Source organism: Pseudomonas aylmerensis (genome assembly GCF_001702265.1).
Taxonomy (GTDB): domain Bacteria; phylum Pseudomonadota; class Gammaproteobacteria; order Pseudomonadales; family Pseudomonadaceae; genus Aquipseudomonas; species Aquipseudomonas aylmerensis.
This window is the reverse complement of the sequence record NZ_MAUE01000048.1, coordinates 239,686-257,801: the sequence shown is the minus strand read 5'-3', so window position 1 is coordinate 257,801 and position 18,116 is coordinate 239,686. Positions and strand designations below refer to the sequence as shown.

The 18,116-nt window shown below is 60.0% G+C and carries 18 protein-coding genes; 4 read left to right on the top strand and 14 right to left on the bottom strand.

Translation table 11 applies throughout. From position 1 onward, the window contains the following. Positions 1-282 precede the first annotated feature (282 nt). From msrQ to mrcB, 9 genes are all read right to left on the bottom strand, one after another. A complete protein-coding gene (msrQ, locus tag BBG20_RS31370; protein ID WP_065910328.1) occupies positions 283-903 on the bottom strand; it encodes a protein-methionine-sulfoxide reductase heme-binding subunit MsrQ in 621 nt (206 codons plus the stop codon). Beyond that, positions 903-1,916, bottom strand: a complete 1,014-nt coding sequence (msrP, locus tag BBG20_RS31365; protein ID WP_065910326.1) for a protein-methionine-sulfoxide reductase catalytic subunit MsrP — start codon at positions 1,914-1,916, stop codon at positions 903-905. Before msrP ends, msrQ begins: the two co-directional genes overlap by 1 nt. Before the next feature lie 63 nt (positions 1,917-1,979). Beyond that, positions 1,980-2,837 (bottom strand): CDP-diacylglycerol--serine O-phosphatidyltransferase, encoded by an 858-nt coding sequence (gene pssA, locus BBG20_RS31360; RefSeq protein ID WP_065910324.1) that lies wholly within the window; start codon positions 2,835-2,837, stop codon positions 1,980-1,982. A gap of 144 nt (positions 2,838-2,981) precedes the next feature. After that, positions 2,982-3,998, bottom strand: a complete 1,017-nt coding sequence (ilvC, locus tag BBG20_RS31355) for a ketol-acid reductoisomerase (RefSeq protein ID WP_003176099.1) — start codon at positions 3,996-3,998, stop codon at positions 2,982-2,984. A gap of 46 nt (positions 3,999-4,044) precedes the next feature. After that, on the bottom strand, positions 4,045-4,536 hold the full coding sequence (gene ilvN / locus BBG20_RS31350) for an acetolactate synthase small subunit (RefSeq protein ID WP_003176102.1): 492 nt from the start codon (positions 4,534-4,536) through the stop codon (positions 4,045-4,047). A 2-nt stretch (positions 4,537-4,538) separates the two neighbouring features. Beyond that, a complete protein-coding gene (locus tag BBG20_RS31345; RefSeq protein WP_065910352.1) occupies positions 4,539-6,263 on the bottom strand; it encodes an acetolactate synthase 3 large subunit in 1,725 nt (574 codons plus the stop codon). 431 nt (positions 6,264-6,694) lie between these two features. After that, positions 6,695-7,024: a YqcC family protein gene (locus BBG20_RS31340; protein WP_065910322.1), complete on the bottom strand. Its 330-nt coding sequence runs from the start codon at positions 7,022-7,024 to the stop codon at positions 6,695-6,697. Further along, on the bottom strand, positions 7,024-7,758 hold the full coding sequence (locus BBG20_RS31335) for a tetratricopeptide repeat protein (RefSeq protein ID WP_065910320.1): 735 nt from the start codon (positions 7,756-7,758) through the stop codon (positions 7,024-7,026). The genes BBG20_RS31340 and BBG20_RS31335 overlap by 1 nt, the downstream gene beginning before the upstream one ends. Before the next feature lie 16 nt (positions 7,759-7,774). Beyond that, positions 7,775-10,099: a penicillin-binding protein 1B gene (gene mrcB, locus BBG20_RS31330; RefSeq protein WP_065910318.1), complete on the bottom strand. Its 2,325-nt coding sequence runs from the start codon at positions 10,097-10,099 to the stop codon at positions 7,775-7,777. 118 nt (positions 10,100-10,217) lie between these two features. On the opposite strand from mrcB, the gene BBG20_RS31325 reads away from it, so the two are divergent. The 3 genes from BBG20_RS31325 (at position 10,218) to BBG20_RS31315 (ending at position 12,688) form a co-directional block, all read left to right on the top strand. Further along, positions 10,218-11,774, top strand: coding sequence for a bifunctional aminoglycoside phosphotransferase/ATP-binding protein (locus tag BBG20_RS31325; RefSeq protein WP_065910316.1), 1,557 nt, complete (start codon positions 10,218-10,220; stop codon positions 11,772-11,774). Positions 11,775-11,866: 92 nt separating this feature from the next. Next, positions 11,867-12,211 carry a pentapeptide repeat-containing protein gene (locus tag BBG20_RS31320; RefSeq protein ID WP_065910314.1) on the top strand — a complete coding sequence of 115 codons (345 nt, stop codon included), beginning with the start codon at positions 11,867-11,869 and terminating at the stop codon, positions 12,209-12,211. A 204-nt stretch (positions 12,212-12,415) separates the two neighbouring features. Next, complete coding sequence (locus BBG20_RS31315; protein ID WP_065910312.1) at positions 12,416-12,688, top strand: TfoX/Sxy family protein; 273 nt, start codon at positions 12,416-12,418, stop codon at positions 12,686-12,688. A gap of 253 nt (positions 12,689-12,941) precedes the next feature. Here BBG20_RS31315 and BBG20_RS31310 read toward each other — a convergent pair whose 3' ends face one another. The 3 genes from BBG20_RS31310 to BBG20_RS31300 are packed head-to-tail and all read right to left on the bottom strand — an operon-like array spanning position 12,942 to position 15,621. Continuing rightward, positions 12,942-13,709 carry a heme ABC transporter ATP-binding protein gene (locus BBG20_RS31310; protein ID WP_065910310.1) on the bottom strand — a complete coding sequence of 256 codons (768 nt, stop codon included), beginning with the start codon at positions 13,707-13,709 and terminating at the stop codon, positions 12,942-12,944. After that, positions 13,709-14,746, bottom strand: coding sequence for a FecCD family ABC transporter permease (locus BBG20_RS31305; protein ID WP_065910308.1), 1,038 nt, complete (start codon positions 14,744-14,746; stop codon positions 13,709-13,711). The genes BBG20_RS31310 and BBG20_RS31305 overlap by 1 nt, the downstream gene beginning before the upstream one ends. Further along, positions 14,743-15,621: a heme/hemin ABC transporter substrate-binding protein gene (locus BBG20_RS31300; protein WP_065910306.1), complete on the bottom strand. Its 879-nt coding sequence runs from the start codon at positions 15,619-15,621 to the stop codon at positions 14,743-14,745. Before BBG20_RS31300 ends, BBG20_RS31305 begins: the two co-directional genes overlap by 4 nt. Before the next feature lie 156 nt (positions 15,622-15,777). On the opposite strand from BBG20_RS31300, the gene BBG20_RS31295 reads away from it, so the two are divergent. Further along, positions 15,778-16,095, top strand: a complete 318-nt coding sequence (locus BBG20_RS31295; RefSeq protein WP_065910304.1) for a Rieske (2Fe-2S) protein — start codon at positions 15,778-15,780, stop codon at positions 16,093-16,095. On the opposite strand, the gene sfsA is transcribed toward BBG20_RS31295, so the two are convergent. Both sfsA and BBG20_RS31285 read right to left on the bottom strand, forming a co-directional pair. Next, positions 16,092-16,802 (bottom strand): DNA/RNA nuclease SfsA, encoded by a 711-nt coding sequence (gene sfsA, locus BBG20_RS31290; RefSeq protein ID WP_065910302.1) that lies wholly within the window; start codon positions 16,800-16,802, stop codon positions 16,092-16,094. The genes BBG20_RS31295 and sfsA overlap by 4 nt on opposite strands. Beyond that, positions 16,802-17,974, bottom strand: a complete 1,173-nt coding sequence (locus BBG20_RS31285; RefSeq protein ID WP_065910300.1) for a pyridoxal phosphate-dependent aminotransferase — start codon at positions 17,972-17,974, stop codon at positions 16,802-16,804. The genes sfsA and BBG20_RS31285 overlap by 1 nt, the downstream gene beginning before the upstream one ends. Positions 17,975-18,116 lie beyond the last annotated feature (142 nt).

Genomic DNA, 18,116 nt, shown 5'->3' with positions numbered 1-18,116 from the left:
ACTTCAACCACTTGCGCTTCCGATCTCTCGTTAGCGGGAGGCGAATTCTACAGCGTTACACGCTGCTGTCAACACCTCTTTTTCTCCGCTTTCGACCGAGAAGATCGAAACGTTAATAGAGCCAAACAACACTGCTCTACCAACTCCTTCTGGGCTTCGATGAACTGAAGCAAGTCGCTGTCGAATCTCGCGTAACTCTTTGTTTACCAAGGAGTTTTCCGTTTCGACTGCGCCGGAAGTGGGGCGAATTATAGACTTCCAGAATCTGCCGTCAAGCACTAATTACGCTTTTGTTGCAGAAAGTGATTTTTTCGCGATAAGGCGGGGAATCCTGCGCATTACAGGAGGGATTCGAAGGACTAACAGCAGCGCCCCTATAGAAGCATAGATAGCCCACTCCTTCAGGTCCGCCCGCACAATCCACAACATATGCAGTAACCCAAGGCCGAGAATCACATATACCAGGCGATGCAGCTTCTTCCAACGAACACCCAGCCGACGCTGACTGTAGCGATTGGACGTCACCGCCAATATCAGCAAGCACAAGAAACCCAGCGTCCCCACAATAATGTACGGCCTCTTGCGCAGCTCAACCCCCAACTGCGACCAATCCAACCCCAGGACAAACACGCAATACGCCGCCAGGTGCAGCACCACGTAGGCAAAACACCACAACCCCAACTGCCGACGTACAGCTATCCACCCTGCCCAACCGCTCAGCTTCTGCAACGGTGTCATCCCAAGGGTGACCAGCAACAGGATCAGGGTCCCCAACCCCAAACGGTCAACCAGCACCTTTCCGGGATCTGGCCCCAGAGCGGAACTCCAGGCCTCATACAACCAGTACAACGGCCAGACTACCGCCGCGATAAAGACGCTGGCGCGCCAGATCGGATAGCGCATCAATAGTTCTTCCGTAAATCGAGGTTGGTATAAAGAGAGGCGACCTCATCCGAGTAACCATTGAACATCTGCGTCTCGCGCACATTGGGGCTGAACAAACCACTCGGTAAACGGCGCTCGCGGGCCTGGGTCCAGCGCGGGTGATCAACCGTAGGGTTCACGTTCGCATAGAACCCATACTCATCCGCCGCGATACTCTGCCAAGTCGTTTTCGGCTGCTCACTCACCAGGCTGATCCGCACGATTGACTTCACGCTTTTGAAGCCATACTTCCACGGCACGACCAAACGCAGCGGCGCCCCATTCTGGTTCGGCAACTCGCGCCCATACATACCCACGGCAAGGATCGCCAAAGGGTTCATCGCCTCATCCAGGCGCAGGCCTTCAACATAAGGCCAGTCGATCAAACCGAAGCTCGAGCGCTGCCCCGGCATGCTCTTGGGGTCCTGAAGGGTTTCAAAGCGGATGTACTTGGCCTTGGAGGTGGGTTCGACCTGTTTAAGCAAGGCTGCTATAGGGAAGCCTATCCAGGGAATGACCATCGACCACGCCTCGACACAGCGCAAACGGTAGATACGCTCTTCCAACTGATACGGCTTCATGAAGTCTTCCAGGGCGTAACGCCCAGGCTTGGCGACTTCACCATCAATCACCACGCTCCACGGCTCGGTCTTGAGTGAGCCCGCATTCACCGCTGGATCGCCCTTGCCAGTACCGAACTCATAGAAGTTGTTGTAGTGAGTAGCATCCTTGAAGGGGGTGATGGCTTCGTTTTTTACCGTCACCGCCTGCCATTGGGTGCCTGGCAGCTTTTCAGCAAACCATCCCGGGGCCTTACCTGGCTCGACGTCGGCGTAACGCGCAGCATCATCCGCACTGGCCCAACGCGGCAGACTGCTGGCAGCCATACCGGCAAGCGCACCGCCGAGCAACGCACGGCGAGAAAAGTAGAGGGATTCAGGCGTGACATCCGATTCATTGCAATCGGACGCTTTGGGAAATTTGATTAACATGGCAACTCCGCAGCATTGGAGAACTGATGCACCAATAGACTGCGGAGTATTGGGGAAATTACATTAAGGCAATGTTTTGTCCCGGCGCATATGCAACAAGTACTGAACCGGCCCCGAAGCGGCGTAGACCAGGAACGCCAGCAACAGAATGCGCGGCGGATCACTGAACACCACGGCGAACACCAGCACCACTGCCAGAATTGCCACGAAAGGCACGCGCCCCTTCAAGTCCAGCTCCTTGAAGCTGTTGTACTTGATGTTGCTGACCATCAGCATGCCGGCAGCAGCCACCATCAATGCCACCAGGAACGACATCTTGGAACCCTGGATGCCGTAGTCACTGAACGCCCAGACAATACCCGCCACCACCCCGGCAGCCGCAGGGCTGGCCAGACCAATGAAGTAGCGCTTGTCGGCAGTCCCCACCTGGGTATTGAAGCGCGCCAGACGCAAAGCGGCGCCCGCCACATAGATGAAGGCAACCATCCAGCCGACCTTGCCCATATCACCCAGCGCCCAGGCAAACGCCAGCAACGCCGGCGCGACACCGAAGGCGACCATGTCGGACAGCGAGTCATACTCGGCACCGAAGGCGCTTTGGGTATTGGTCATGCGTGCCACCCGACCATCAAGGCCGTCGAGCACCATGGCCACGAAGATCGCAATCGCGGCAAAGCCGAAATACTTGCTGGCACTCGCCGCATCACCTGCCGCCAGCGCACTCTGGGCACTCATGGAGTTGATGATGGAATAGAACCCGGCGAACAGGTTCGCCGTGGTGAACAGATTGGGCAGCAGATAGATGCCACGATGCCGGACCTTGCGGCCTTCAGCGTCATGCCCTTCCTCGACATGTTCATCGATCGGTAGCAGGCTTTCGGCGTCAGAAGCCTGGCTTGGCTCTTCGGGACGTTCGCTCATGGACTTTACCTTGCAACGGTTTGAAAAAATTCGACAAATACGTGCGGCGAGTGTTCGCCCGCAAACGATGCAGCTTTATACCAGAACCGGCTCCCCAAACGAAAAAACGCGGCCTAAGCCGCGTTTTCTCTTGATGCGTGCGACTTAGTTCTTGGCTTTGTCGACGATCTTGTTGGCACCGATCCACGGCATCATGGAGCGCAGTTGCTCGCCGATGACTTCGATACCGTGAGCGGCGTTGTTACGACGCTTGGCGGTCATCGAAGGGTAGCCGGTAGCGCCTTCGCTGATGAACATTTTGGCGTATTCGCCGTCCTGAATACGTTTCAGGGCGTTGCGCATAGCCTGGCGGGATTCGGCGTTGATCACTTCCGGACCCGTCACGTACTCGCCGTATTCAGCGTTGTTGGAGATCGAGTAGTTCATGTTGGCGATACCGCCTTCGTACATGAGGTCAACGATCAGTTTCAGTTCGTGCAGGCACTCGAAGTAGGCCATTTCCGGCGCGTAGCCAGCTTCAACCAGGGTTTCGAAACCGGCCTTGACCAGCTCGACAGTACCGCCGCACAGAACGGCTTGTTCACCGAACAGGTCGGTTTCAGTCTCGTCCTTGAAGGTGGTTTCGATGATGCCGGTACGACCGCCACCCACGCCAGCAGCGTAGGACAGTGCAACGTTCTTGGCGTTGCCCGAAGCGTCCTGGTAGATCGCGATCAGGTCAGGGATACCGCCGCCCTTGACGAACTCGGAACGCACGGTGTGGCCCGGTGCTTTCGGCGCGATCATGATCACGTCGAGGTCAGCGCGTGGAACCACCTGGTTGTAGTGGATCGCGAAGCCGTGGGAGAAGGCCAGGGTGGCGCCCTTCTTGATGTTCGGCTCGATTTCGTTCTTGTACAGCGCGGACTGGAACTCGTCCGGGGTCAGGATCATGACCAGATCGGCAGCAGCAACGGCGGAAGCAACGTCAGTCACTTTCAGGCCATGGGCCTCAGCCTTGGCAACGGTGGCCGAGCCTTTACGCAGGCCAACAGTCACGTCAACGCCGGAATCTTTCAGGTTGCAAGCTTGCGCGTGACCCTGGGAGCCGTAGCCGATGATGGCGACTTTCTTGCCCTGGATGATCGACAGGTCACAATCTTTATCGTAATAAACTTTCATGAGGTTCCTCTATATATCCAGGCCGTGAGGCCATTCACTAATTGGGTTAGATGCTGAGTACTTTGTCGCCACGGGCAATCCCGGTGACACCACTGCGTACAGTTTCCAGAATCGAGGCCGTCCCGATCGACTGGATGAAGCTGTCCAGTTTGTCGCTCGTACCGGTCAATTGAACGGTATAAACGCTGGCGCTCACATCGACGATCTGCCCGCGATAGATGTCGGTAGTACGCTTGATCTCGGCACGTTGGGCGCCCGTGGCCTTGACCTTAACCAGCATCAGCTCGCGCTCGATGTGGGCACTTTCCGACAAGTCGACCAGCTTGACCACTTCGATCAGCTTGTTGAGGTTTTTGGTGATCTGCTCGATCACCTCATCGTGGCCAACAGTAGTCAACGTCAGGCGCGACAGGGTCGGGTCTTCGGTCGGGGCCACGGTCAGGCTTTCGATGTTGTAGTTGCGTTGCGAAAACAGGCCGACAACACGAGACAGAGCGCCGGGTTCGTTCTCCAGAAGCAGGGAGATAATGTGCCGCATGATTAAGTACGCTCCGTCTTGTTCAGCCACATGTCGCGCATAGAGCCGTCTTTGATCTGCATCGGGTAGACGTGCTCGCTGGTATCCACCTGAATATCGATGAACACCAGGCGATCCTTCATGGCGAACGCCTCTTCCATCTTCGGCTTCAGATCTTTCAGATCGGTGATGCGAATGCCGACGTGGCCATAGGCTTCAACCAATTTGACGAAATCCGGCAACGATTCCATATAGGAATGGGAGTGACGGCTGTTGTAGCTCATGTCCTGCCATTGACGAACCATGCCCAGCACGCCGTTGTTCAGGCAGACGATCTTCACCGGAAGGCCGTATTGCAGGCACGTCGACAGCTCCTGGATGTTCATCTGGATACTGCCTTCACCGGTGACGCACGCAACGTCAGTGTCCGGGAAGCTCAGCTTCACACCCATCGCCGCAGGGAAACCAAAGCCCATCGTGCCCAGGCCACCGGAGTTGATCCAGCGGTTAGGCTTGTCGAACTTGTAGTACTGCGCCGCAAACATCTGGTGCTGGCCCACGTCGGAGGTCACAAAGGCGTCGCCCTTGGTCACTTCGCACAGGGTCTCGATCACGGTTTGTGGCTTGATGATGCTGCCGTCGCCCTTGTCGTAAGGGAACAGGCCGCGATCACCGCGCCATTCGTCGATCTGCTTCCACCAACTGGCAACGGATTCCTTGTTCGGCGTCTCGCCGATGTCCTTGAGCGCAGCAACCATTTCGGTCAGCACGCTTTCAACAGGACCCACGATCGGCACGTCGGCCTTGATGGTCTTGGAGATGGACGCCGGGTCGATGTCGATATGGATGATCTTGGCATTCGGGCAGAATTTGCTCGCGCCGTTGATCACCCGATCATCGAACCGTGCGCCGACTGCCAGGATCACGTCGGCGTGGTGCATGGCCAGGTTGGCGGTGTAGCTGCCGTGCATGCCAAGCATGCCGACAAACTGACGGTCCGTGCCCGGGAACGCGCCGAGGCCCATCAAGGTGTTGGTCACCGGCAGGTTAAGCAGCTTGGCGAGTTCGGTCAGTGGTGCAGAACCACCGCCCAGAATCACGCCACCGCCCGAGTACAGCACCGGGCGCTTGGCCGCCAGGAGCATTTCTGCCGCCTTGCGGATTTGGCCCGAGTGCCCACGAACAGCCGGGCTGTAGGAGCGCAGCTTGGCTTTCTTCGGGAACACGTATTCGAATTTTTCCGCAGGGTTGGTCATGTCCTTCGGGATATCGACCACCACAGGACCCGGGCGACCGGACTGAGCGAGGTAGAAGGCCTTCTTCATGACTTCCGGGATTTCCGACGCATGCTTGATCATGAAGCTGTGTTTCACGATCGGCCGGGAGATACCGATCATGTCGGTTTCCTGGAATGCATCGGTACCCACCATGGTGCTGGCGACCTGGCCGGAAATGATCACCATCGGGATGGAGTCCATATAAGCAGTCGCGATGCCGGTAATGGCATTGGTCGCGCCTGGGCCGGACGTTACCAGTACCACACCGGCTTTACCGGTGGCACGGGCATAACCGTCAGCCATATGGGTAGCAGCTTGTTCGTGGCGAACCAGGATGTGGGTAACAGCCGGTTCCTTGAACAGTGCGTCGTAGACATGCAGCAGAGCACCACCTGGGTACCCGTAGATATAGTCGACGCCTTCGTCACGCAAAAAGCGGACGAGCATCTCACCGCCAGATAAAAGCTCCACGTTGTTCACCTCTAAAACGCCAGAATACCGTCCGTTGAAAACCGACGGGTCTTAATAGGTTTACTTCTCAACAGAGCATGAGCGACGGTGGTCGCCGACTACGTCAGCACTGACTGAGCAAGTATTGGGATCGTCCCAAGTGTTGCGGGCTTTTCCCACCCAGCGCGAGGTAACGCGTTGCGGGTGTAACAGGTCGGCGCGGATGTGCGCCTCATGATCTGCTGAGCGGGCCTGCTTCTGGCAGTCCCGATACAGCGGACTTTGGATTCTTCTGTTTCAGCCCCTTCAAGTCAAGCAATAATTGCGCTTTTTTCCAACTAAGCGCATGAGAACGTAGAAGAAAGGGCTTTGAGGAGGGATAAAACTCGCCTGAATGTCGTCAAGCGGTAGAAATGTGCGCAAGACTGCCGGAAAACCCGACAGTCAGGCAATTAACGAGCGTCGACGATCAATTGGTCGAACTTTTTCAGCGCATTGCGCAATCCGAGGCTCTGCAACGGACGGTCGGCATAGACCATCTCGGCCATCTCCAGGATCCCGGATGCGTTGGGCAGTGGCAGGTCCTGCTCGAGGATCTGCTTCATGCGCACGAGGAAGATCCACTGCAGCCACTGATGAAAGTCCAGGGTGTCCACCGAGAACGGCTCGACGCTGCTGAGCGCCTCGGGGCTGGGGGGCACTTCATCCCACCAGCCTTGCACGCGCAATTCGCGCTCGATCAGCAATAACTGTTCGGCAATCGCTGGAAAACGTGCATCCATCAGAGGCTGACCTTGGCTTTCTGACGTGCCTGGGCAGCACCGGCGGCGTCGCCCTGCGCAGCCCGTGCATCGCCGATCAGGGCCCACAGGCTGGCTTGCAGGTCGGGACGCCCATTGGCCAGGGTCAGGCCACGACGGGCGAACTGTTCGGCTTGCGGTGCGTCGCCCTGAGCCATGCGTACCTGAGCCAGGCGATACAGCACTTGCGGCTCGCGCGGCGCCACACGCTGGGCGCGCTCCAGGCTCGATGATGCACCGTTCAAGTCGCCACCGGCCTGTTGTTGCTGGGCGGTGGTCAGCAAGGCCAGTACCGGCCCATCCAGTTGCTCGTCAGCCGACAAGCCGCCAGCGCTGGACGATGACGGGATGCCGCTGGGTGTCGACGGCATGTTGTAGGTGCCCTGATTGATCGGCGCCGCCTGGACCGGCGCGGTGTCGATCGGGCCCGAAGTGCTCGGCCCCGGGGTCCACGGCTCGGCGCTGATCGGCGCGGAGGTAGCCGCCCCGGCGCCCGGCACCATCACCACCACGCCCGAATCCTGCGGCACAGCCTGGGTGGCGGCCTGGGCAGGACGCGTGGTCACGGTCTGGCGGAACCCGCCGTTGGCCGAGATCCGGTCGTTATTGGAGACAGCGGTGCTCGAGTCCACCACGGGAATGGAGCCGCGCTGCACGCTGGCGCAACCATTGAGCAAAGCCAGAGCTGTAATAGCTGGAATCCACCACTTGTTCACTTGAAACCCTCTTTGCTTAATTCATCCAGCCCTTGACCCAATCCATCACCGATTCCGCGTCAGCAGGGGCACTGCCACCGCATGCGGCGCCGGGTGGTGGTTCGCTGCCGCGAATATACGGCATCTGCACCGCGCCCGGACAGTTGGCGTCAGAGCCCTGGCCGGTGTGCGGATCAATCCAGGCCTGCACGATATTGTCCGGCTGCGGCATGTTCAGCGGCAGCGGGTCGGCCTTGCGCATGAAACTGGTCCAGACCTGCAGCGCACCGGTCGCACCGGTAAACGGCGTCTTGCCATTGTCGTCGCGCCCCAACCACACCACTGCCAGCACGTCCTGGCCGAAGCCTGCGAACCAACTGTCGCGCGAGTCGTTACTGGTACCCGTCTTGCCCGCCAACGTCAGGTTGGACGGCAGCACTTTATAGACAGAGCTGCCGGTACCTTCGCGCATCACGCGCTGCATGGCGTTCTGGATCAGGTAGATGGAGCCTGCGTCGAACCGCTGCTGGATCTGGAAGGGATAGCGCTTGAGCGGCTCGCCCTCGGCGGTCAGCACACTGCGGATCCCGCGCATCGGCGTATTGAAGCCACCGTTGGCGAGGGTCTGGTACATGGTCGCCACTTCCATCGGCGTCATTGCGCCAGCGCCCAGCAGGATCGACGGGAAAGCCGGGAACTCGCGGGTGATGCCCAGGCGCGCCAGCGTCTTGAGGACGTTCGGCACGCCCACTTCCAGGCCGAGCCGGGAGGTAGAGATGTTGTAGGAATGCGCCAGCCCCTGGTACAGGAACACCGTACCGTGGGAGCGACGGTCGAAGTTCTGCGGCGTCCACACCTGGCCATCGGCTCCTTTGACCGACAGCGGGTCATCCGACAGCCAACTGGTCAGCGAGTATTTGCTCGGTTTTTCCAGCGCGGTCAGGTAGACGGCCGGCTTGACCAGCGAGCCGATCGGCCGTACCGCATCCAGTGCACGGTTGAAACCGGCAAAACTGGCCTGGCGGCTGCCGATCATGGCCTGGACTTCACCGGTTTCCGGGTTGGTCACGACCATGGCGGCCTCGACTTCGTCGGAGCCTTTGCGACCGGTCAGGCGCTTGAAGGTGTCGTTGACCGAGGCTTCGGCCTTCATCTGCAGGATCGGGTCGAAACTGGTGAAGATCCGCAGGCCTTCTTCGGTCAAGTCTTCGTCACGGTAGTCTTCACGCAACTGGCGCTTGACCAGGTCGATAAAGCCCGGGAAGGAGCTGTCGGCCAATTTGCCGCGGGTAGTCACACCCAGTGGCATTTTCTTGGCTGCAGCGACTTGTTCCGCGGTGGCCACGCCCTGCTGCTCAAGCACATCGAGCACCAGGTTGCGCCGCTCCAGCGCACGCTCAGGATTGCGACGCGGGTTGTAGTAGGAAGGCCCCTTGACCATGCCCACCAGCAACGCGACCTGATGCAGCTTCAGCTCGGACAGCGGCTGGCCAAAGAAGAACTGGCTGGCCAGGCCGAAACCGTGCACCGCGCGCTGGCCGTCCTGGCCGACGAAGACCTCATTGAGGTAGGCCTCAAGGATTTCCTGCTTGCTGTAATGCAGTTCAAGCAGCATCGCCATCATGGCTTCCGTGAGCTTACGGGTCAGGCTGCGCTCGTTGGTGAGGTAGAAGTTCTTCACCAACTGCTGGGTGAGCGTACTGCCGCCCTGAGTCATCTTGCCGCCAGACGTGTTGACCCAGATGGCGCGGGCAATCGACTTCGGCGACACGCCCCAGTGGCTGTAGAAATCGCGGTCCTCGACAGCAACCAGGGTTTCGAGCAGATACGGCGGCACCTGATCCAGCTTGATCAGGATGCGATCTTCAAGATTCTTCGGGTAAATCCCGCCGATCATCAGCGGTTCGAGGCGCACCACCGGCAGCTTCGAGCCATTGAGCGATGACAGCTCGGCTACATAGTCACCGGAAAAACGCACGCGCACCGGCTGGGCTTTTTCCAGGCCTTCATAGAACTGGAAGCCACGGGTATTGAGGTCGACGGTATTGCCGCTGACAGCCGCAGCGCCCGGACCATTGCTCACGGGTTCACGGCGGTAGCCCAGGGCATCGAGTTCGGTGAGGAAGTCATCCTTGCTCAGCTTCTGGCCGGTGAATAATTCCAGCGGGCGTGCGTACACCTTGGCCGGAATGGTCCAGCGCTTGCCGGAGAACTTCTCCTGGACCACGGCGTCGAGGTAAACGGCGAAGCCGGCAAGCACCACAAGGCCCACCAGGCCGAGCTTGAGCGCCCAGCCCAGCCATGGGCGCAGGCCACGCGAAGGAGGTTTTTTACGGGAACGGGGAGATCGGGTTCGAGTCATGGCGGCGGATTATACGCACTTTATGGCTGATCAACATGAGCCGGACAGCGGTTTGCACGACCGGCCGCAGCAGCCATAATGCCCGCCATGTTTTTCTCCAGACTCTGAAGGATCGCCCGTGAGCCAGTCCCTGATCGCCGCCCTGCAAAACCCGGCTTTATACCCCCATCCGGTAGAAGCGTTCCACGTCATCGAGACCCATATTTCATGGGTCATCCTGACCGGTCCTTATGCGTATAAATTGAAGAAGCCGATGAACTTCGGCTTCCTGGACTTCACCCAGTTGGACGACCGGGGTCACTTCTGCAAGGAAGAACTGCGCCTCAACCAGCGCCTGACCGAAGATTTGTATCTTGAAGTATTGCCAATCACCGGCACGGCCGAAGCCCCGCAATTGGGCGGCGACGGCCCGGTCATCGAATACGCATTGAAAATGCGTCAGTTCCCGCAAAGCCAACTGCTCAGCACCCTGCAGGCCAATGGCGAACTGACCAGCGCACACATCGATGAAATGGCCAAACAGATCGCGCACTTTCACCTTACCGCGCCGAAAGTCCCGCAGGATCACCCTGCCGGCACGCCGGACGAAGTGATGGCACCGGTCCGGCAGAACTTCGACCAGATCCGCCCGTTCCTCAGCGACAAGGCCGACCTGGACCAACTCGAAGCACTGCAAGCCTGGGCTGAAAGCAGCTTCGAGCGCCTCAAGCCATTGCTGGCACAGCGCAAGCTGGAAGGCTTCACCCGCGAATGTCACGGTGATATCCACCTGGGCAACGCCACCTTGATCGATGGCCACGTGGTTATTTTCGACTGCATCGAGTTCAACGAACCGTTCCGTTTCACCGACGTGTACGCCGACACCGGCTTCCTGGCGATGGACCTGGAAGACCGTGGCCTCAAGTCGCTGGCGCGGCGCTTTATCAGCCAGTACCTGGAACTGACCGGCGACTATCAGGGCCTCGAAGTCCTGAACTTCTACAAAGCCTACCGTGCGCTCGTTCGCGCCAAGATCTCGCTGTTCAGCATGCCGAGCGAGGCAAGCCCGGTGCAGCGCGCCACTACCCTGCGCCAGTACCGTAACTACGCCAACCTGGCCGAAAGCTACAGCACCATTCCATCGCGTTTCCTGGCGATCACCCACGGTGTTTCGGCGGTCGGCAAAAGCCACGTCGCCATGCGCCTGGTCGAAGCACTGGGGGCGGTGCGCCTGCGTTCGGATGTGGAGCGCAAGCGCCTGTTCGGCGAGCAACACGTGGAAAACACGCCACAGGCCGGCATTTATGCCGCGGATGCCAGCGCCGCCACCTACGCACGCTTGAATGAAATCGCCGACATCGTATTGCGTGCTGGCTACCCGGTAGTGCTGGATGCGACCTTCCTCAAACGCGAACAGCGCGACGCAGCGGCCAAGGTTGCCGAGGCCACCGGCGCGCCTTTCCTGATCCTGGATTGCAACGCACCTCAAGCCGTTATCAGCGCCTGGCTGGCACAACGTCAGGCAGACAAGAACGATCCGTCTGACGCAACGCTGGCGGTAATCGAAGAACAGCAGGCCAATCGTGACCCACTGACGGCCGAAGAACTGCTGCTGAGCAAACGCGTCGAGACCAATGAAAGCGGGACACTGGATGCCTTGGTCGCGCATATTCGTCAGCGCTTGCCGGGCCTGTAAGAAAAATTTCTTGGTCGTGTCGTCTACTTGGGCGCACGACCAAGCAATAGTGGCACTATAATGGCGTCATAAATCCAACAGGAGTCGCCGTCATGAGTCAGCCCAAGCTTCTCGATACACCGCTCTACTCGCTCCTGCATAAAGACGATATCCGCGGTTTCAATCAGGAACGCCCAAAAGAAGGGGCGATCGACATGCGTGGCGGCGACTTCCGCGGCTTGGACCTGCGCGAGCTGAATGCCGTCGGCGTGGATTTCACCGACGCGTACTTCCGCTCCGCCGACCTGCGTGGCCTGGATTTGCGTGACTGCTCACTGGAGGGCGCCAGCCTGGCCCATGCGCAAATCTCGGGCACCTACTTCCCACCTGAACTGACCGCCGACGAGATCCTCATGTCGGTCAATTTCGGCACTCGCCTGCGTTACCGCACCAAGTAGACATTGTCCTCCCGGACCTTGGTACGCACCCACGTACCAAGGACCTTGCACCTGCCCGCCGTCAAAATCCCCGCGTCATTCTTATAAGCTTTTAGGCCGTTCCTGACCAAAGAACTACGCTTTTCCTACTGAGCGCTACACTCCTTTTCAGGCTTGCCTGGTCACGATACCCACCGCACCATTCGGCCGTCGCAAGGAGGCTTGATGAATGATGAGCTGCAACACCTGAAAAACCTCGGCAAGACGTCTGCACAGTGGCTGCATGCGGTGGGCATCCACAGTGCGTCCGACTTGCGCCGCCTGGGGGCTGTGGATGCCTATCGAGCAGTGAGAACACGCGGGTTCCGGGCTTCGAAAGTGCTGCTGTATGCAATCGAAGGGGCCTTGATGGATGTGCACTGGAACGACATTCCGGCCGAGCGCAAGGAGGCGTTGAACCGCCAGCTGGACGCCATCTCGGCACGGCAGAGAAATTAGATCAGTCAGCAAGCCCAGCAATTACAGGCATTTCGAACGATTGTTTGAGGAAAAATCCGAAGCGACCAAAAACAAGCATTGACTCTCAAATGAGAATCGTTATGATTATCACAACTGGTCGCGAGATCAGCCGATAACTGAAAGACCATTGGTTCGGACTCTCAGATTATCTCCTCATCAGGCTAATCACGGTTATTTGACCCGGCTCTTGCCGGGTCTTTTTTTGCCTGCAGAAAGCTGCCTGCCATACCGTTCAGCGGGCGATGATCAGGGGATGCCCCCGCTCAGGATGGGGCTGCACCAACACATCCAGGCCGAACACGGCTTTCAGCGGCTCCGGACGCATCACCTGTTCCGGCGTGTCCAGCGCATGCGGTCGGCCCTGCTCCAGCAGCAAAATCCGGTCGCAATAACGTGCCGCCAGATTCAGGTCATGCAGAATCACCAGCACCGCCGCGCCGCGATCAGCAAAGGTGCGAATCGCCTGCAATGTGGTGTGTTGATGTAACGGGTCCAGCATTGAAGTGGGCTCATCCAGCAGCAACGTCTGCCCCGTCTCGCCCGGCCATAGCTGCGCCAGCACCCGCGCCAGGTGGACGCGCTGACGCTCGCCACCGGACAACGCCAGGTAACTGCGACCGCTCAAGTGGCCGACATCCGCAGCCTGTAGCGCCGCGTCGATAATTTCGTCATCGCGCGTGCGGCCGGTCTGATGCGGCAAACGCCCCATGCCGACGACTTCCTCCACGCGAAAAGCAAAGTCCAGGGTCGAGCTTTGCGGCAATACCGCCAAGCGCTGCGCGCGCTGTGCGCCGGTCCAGTCTTTGAGTGCTTGCTGGTCCAGCCACACCTTGCCCTGGTCGGGATGCAGCTCACCGCACAATGCGCCGAGCAACGTACTCTTGCCCGCACCGTTGGGGCCGAGTACGCCCAGCACCTGGCCCGGCAACAGATCGAGGGTGATATCCGCCAACACTGTCTTGCTGCCGCGACGGATATGCAGGTCTTCCACACGCAGCATCAGGCACGCCCCCGCAACAACAGGTACAGAAAAAACGGCGCACCGATAAATGCAGTAACAATACCAATCGGCAATTCAGCCGGCGCCAAGGCAAGGCGCGCGACCAGGTCGGCAAACAGCAGCAGGCTGGCGCCCGCCAACACCGAAGCCGGCAACAGCACGCGATGATCCGGCCCCGCCAACAGGCGCACCAGGTGCGGCACCACCAACCCCACGAAGCCGATCATGCCCGCCGCGGCCACCGCTGCGCCTACTCCTAACGCGGTGCAGAACACCAACTCGCGCTTGAGCCGCTCGACATCGATCCCGAGGTGGCTCGCTTCCGACTCGCCCAGCAGCAAGGCATTCAGCGCCTTCGCGCGGCGCGGCAACCACAGTGCTACGCCAGCGCTCACCAGCAACAGAGGCCACAGCCGCGAATAACTGGCGCCATTGAGGCTGCCCAGGTTCCAGAACGTAAGGGTACGCAGGGTCGCGTCCTCGGCCAGGTAAGTGAACAAGCCGACCACCGAGGTCGCGAGGGCCGTCAGCGCGATACCGGCGAGCAGCATCGTGGCGACATTGGTCTGGCCGTTACGCCGACCCAGTCGATAGACCAGCGCGGTCACCCCCAGGCCACCGAGGAATGCACACAACGACAACAGGTAAGGCCCGAAGGCATCCGGCAAGCCGCCGAAAAACGAACCCCCGACAATCGCCACTGCTGCGCCCAGCGCCGCACCACTGGAAACGCCCACCAATCCCGGATCCGCCAGCGGGTTGCGAAACAGCCCCTGCATGGCCACGCCCGACAATGCCAATACACCGCCGACAGCCAGCCCCAGCAAGGTTCGCGGCAGACGAATCTGCCCCAGGATCAGCTCCGCCTGCTCCAACCCTTGCGCCTGGATCGGCACCCCGATCAATCGCAGCGCCGCCTTCAGCGTATCCAGCAAGGGCAGGCTCACAGGCCCCAGCGCCAGGGATAGCCAAGTCGCGAGGGCGCACAGTATCGTCAGCCCGATAAATAACGTTCGCGGTTTAACCAGAGTGGTCATGGGGCGGCTTTAGCCTGGGCGGGATAGAACCCGGCGGACAGCTCTACCAGGCTTTGCGGCAGACGCGGCCCCAGGCCGCCGACCAGCAAGGTCGGGTCCAGCTCAAACACTCGGCCATTCTTGGCCGCCGGCGTCGAGGCAAGGATCGGATTCTCCTTGAACAACGCCGCGCGTGCCGCGTCGCCGGTCAGGGCACGATCAGCGAACACCAACACATCAGGGCTCAACCCCGCCAGCGACTCCAGCGAAAACGGCTTGTAACCATTATGAGTCGCCAGGTTGTGCCCGCCCGCATGCTGCAACACCCAGTCAGCGGCAGTGTCCCTGCCCGCGATCAGCGATTTACCGCCGGCGTGGCCGATCAGCACCAACACACCCGGCGCTTTTTGCGTGGCCTGGGCCTTGGCAACCCAGCGCTTCTGTTGGTCGAGGGCTTGCTCATATCCGGTAAACAATTCATCGGCCTTGGCCGGGTTGCCCAGCAACTTGCCCAGGTGCTGGAGATTGCCTTTGAGGGCCGGGAGGTCCGGTTCCGCCGAGAACATCTCCACCTGCACGCCCGCGCTGTGGATTTGCGCCAGCACCGGCGGCGGCCCCATTTCGTCGGTCCCTACCAGCACCTGGGGACGCAGGCTGAGAATGCCTTCAGCCGACAACTGGCGCTGATAACCAATGCTCGGCAACGCCTTGAGCGATTCCGGATGCTGGCTGGTGGTATCCACCCCCACCAGCTTCGACTCACCGCCCAGGGCCGTCACCCACTCCGACAGCGCCCCACCGGCACTCACCCAGCGTTGAGGCAGTTCAGAGGCTTGCGCCCCTTGGTTGACGAACAGTCCGACAACAAGCGCAATAGCGCTGGCACTCAGGCGCATAACAGGGTTTCCTTCCAAGGGCAGGGCCTTTCGAGCACTCGGTGATGTGACAGGTAACCCCTGCCGAACATCGAACCAAGCACCCGGTCAGCTGACGGGCGAAGCCGGCATTTGATAATTGTTTGCATTTGCACGTCAAGGCACTTAAGGATTGAAATGAAGTTTCTCTGCCCCTCCGACGCCCTCGCCCCCAACTCCAGCCTGGGGTTTGATCTGGACGGCTGCAAGCTGCTGGCGGTGCGCCGCGACGGTGTTGCCTACTTCTATATCAACCGCTGCCCCCATCGCGGAATTCCGCTGGAATGGCAGCCCGACCGCTTCCTCGACGCCAGTGCCAGCCTGATCCAGTGCGCGACCCACGGTGCGCTGTTCCTGATCGAAAGCGGCGAGTGCATCGCCGGACCCTGCGCAGGCGCAAGCCTTACCGCCCTGCCCGGCCGCGAAGACGAACAGGGGCTGTGGGTGCAACTCTAGTCGAGCAGCACCTCCAGTCGACGGTCAACGAAGATTTCCTCAGGCGTAACCTTCACGCCATACGCCAGCACCTCGACGCCCGCCGCCTTTGCCTCACGCAAGGCCGCGGCATAGGCGGCATCGATCTCCACCGCCGGGCGCACTGCGTCAATGCCGGAGAGATTGACGCAATACAGCTGCACCGCGCGCACGCCGTCACGCGCCAGGTGCGCCAATTCGCGCAAATGCTTGGCGCCGCGCTGGGTGACTGCATCGGGGAAGGCGGCAACGGGAGTGTCATCGAAACCCAGGGTCACGCTCTTGACCTCGACATAGGCCGCGCCATTCGGGTAATCCAGGCGAAAGTCGATGCGGCTTTTCTCCTGGCCGTAAGGCACTTCGCGCTTCAATGCAGTAAAGCCATTGAGCTCGACAATCACCCCGGCCAGCAACGCCTCTTCGACCAACTGATTGGCGCGCGCGGTGTTGACACAGGCCAGGCGGCCCTGGGGCGTTTCGGCGATTTCCCAAGTGCCCGGCAATTTGCGCTTGGGGTCATTGGAACGGCTGAACCAGACCTGCCCGCCCTCGACCATGCAATTGAGCATCGAGCCGGTGTTGGGGCAGTGAATGGTCAGCAATTCGCCGGTAACGGTCTCGATATCGGTGAGAAAACGCTTGTATCGGCGAATCAGGCGCGCTTCTTCGAGGGGAGGATAAAAACGCATCAGCCTTGCCAACTCCGCAGGCCACGGGCGATCCGCTCTACCGCTTCTTGTAGCCGATCAAGGTTTTGCGTGTAGGCAAATCGCACATGGTGACCGGCTTGATAACGGCCGAAGTCCAGGCCGGGCGTAAACGCGACATGCTCGGTTTCGAGGAAGTGTCGGCAGAACGCGAAGGCATCACCGCCGAAGGCGCTGATGTCGGCGTACAGGTAGAACGCCCCTTCCGGCTCGACGGCGATGCCGAAACCCAGTTCGCGCAGCGCTGGCAGCAGGAAGTCACGGCGGCGGCCGAATTCGGCGCGGCGCTCTTCCAGAATGCTCAGGGTTTGCGGGGTAAAGCAGGCCAGTGCCGCATGCTGGGCCATGCTGGGCGCGCTGATGTACAGGTTCTGCGCCAACTTCTCCAACTCACCGACGGCTGCCGGTGGTGCCACCAGCCACCCCAGGCGCCAGCCGGTCATGCCGAAATACTTCGAAAAACTATTCAGGACAAACGCTTCATCATCGACCTCCAGCACGCTGGCGGCGTCGGTGCCGTAGGTGAGGCCGTGATAAATCTCGTCCACGACCAAATGGCCGTTACGGGCCTTGATGGCACTGGACAGCCCTGCCAATTCATCCCGCGTGAGGATTGTGCCGGTGGGGTTGGCCGGCGAGGCCACCAGAGCCCCCACACTGTCCTGGTCCCAATGCCTGGCAACCAGGTCGGCGGTTAGTTGATAACGGACATCGGGGCCCACCGGCACCAACTGCGCGGCCCCTTCCACCAGTCGCAGGAAGTGCCGGTTGCACGGGTAACCCGGGTCAGCCAGCAGCCAATGCTTGCCGGGGTCCACCAACAGGCTGCTGGCCAGCAGCAAGGCGCCGGAACCGCCCGGGGTAATCAAGATGCGCTCGGGATCGATGTCCAGGCGGTAGCGCTGCTGGTAGAAGCCACTGATGGCCTCGCGCAGCTCCGGCAGGCCACGGGCCGCCGTATAGCGGGTTTTGCCGTTGGCCAATGCTGCCTGGCCGGCCTGGATGATTGGATCGGCGGTGGTGAAATCCGGTTCGCCGATTTCCAGGTGGATCACATCATGGCCGGCCGCCTGCAGCTCATTGGCTCGCGCCAGCAACGCCATGACATGAAAAGGTTCGATGGCGCGACTGCGCGCACTGTAGGGCTGAGCCATTAGCCTTCCTTAACGGTGAGGACAAAATAAGGATTCTACCGAACCCCTGGCGTAAAACATGTTCTATTGCCTGCTCGGCCGCTCAAGATGGGCCAGCAAGCGCTTGTAAAACGACTAAAATCAACACGCAGGGCGATCCATA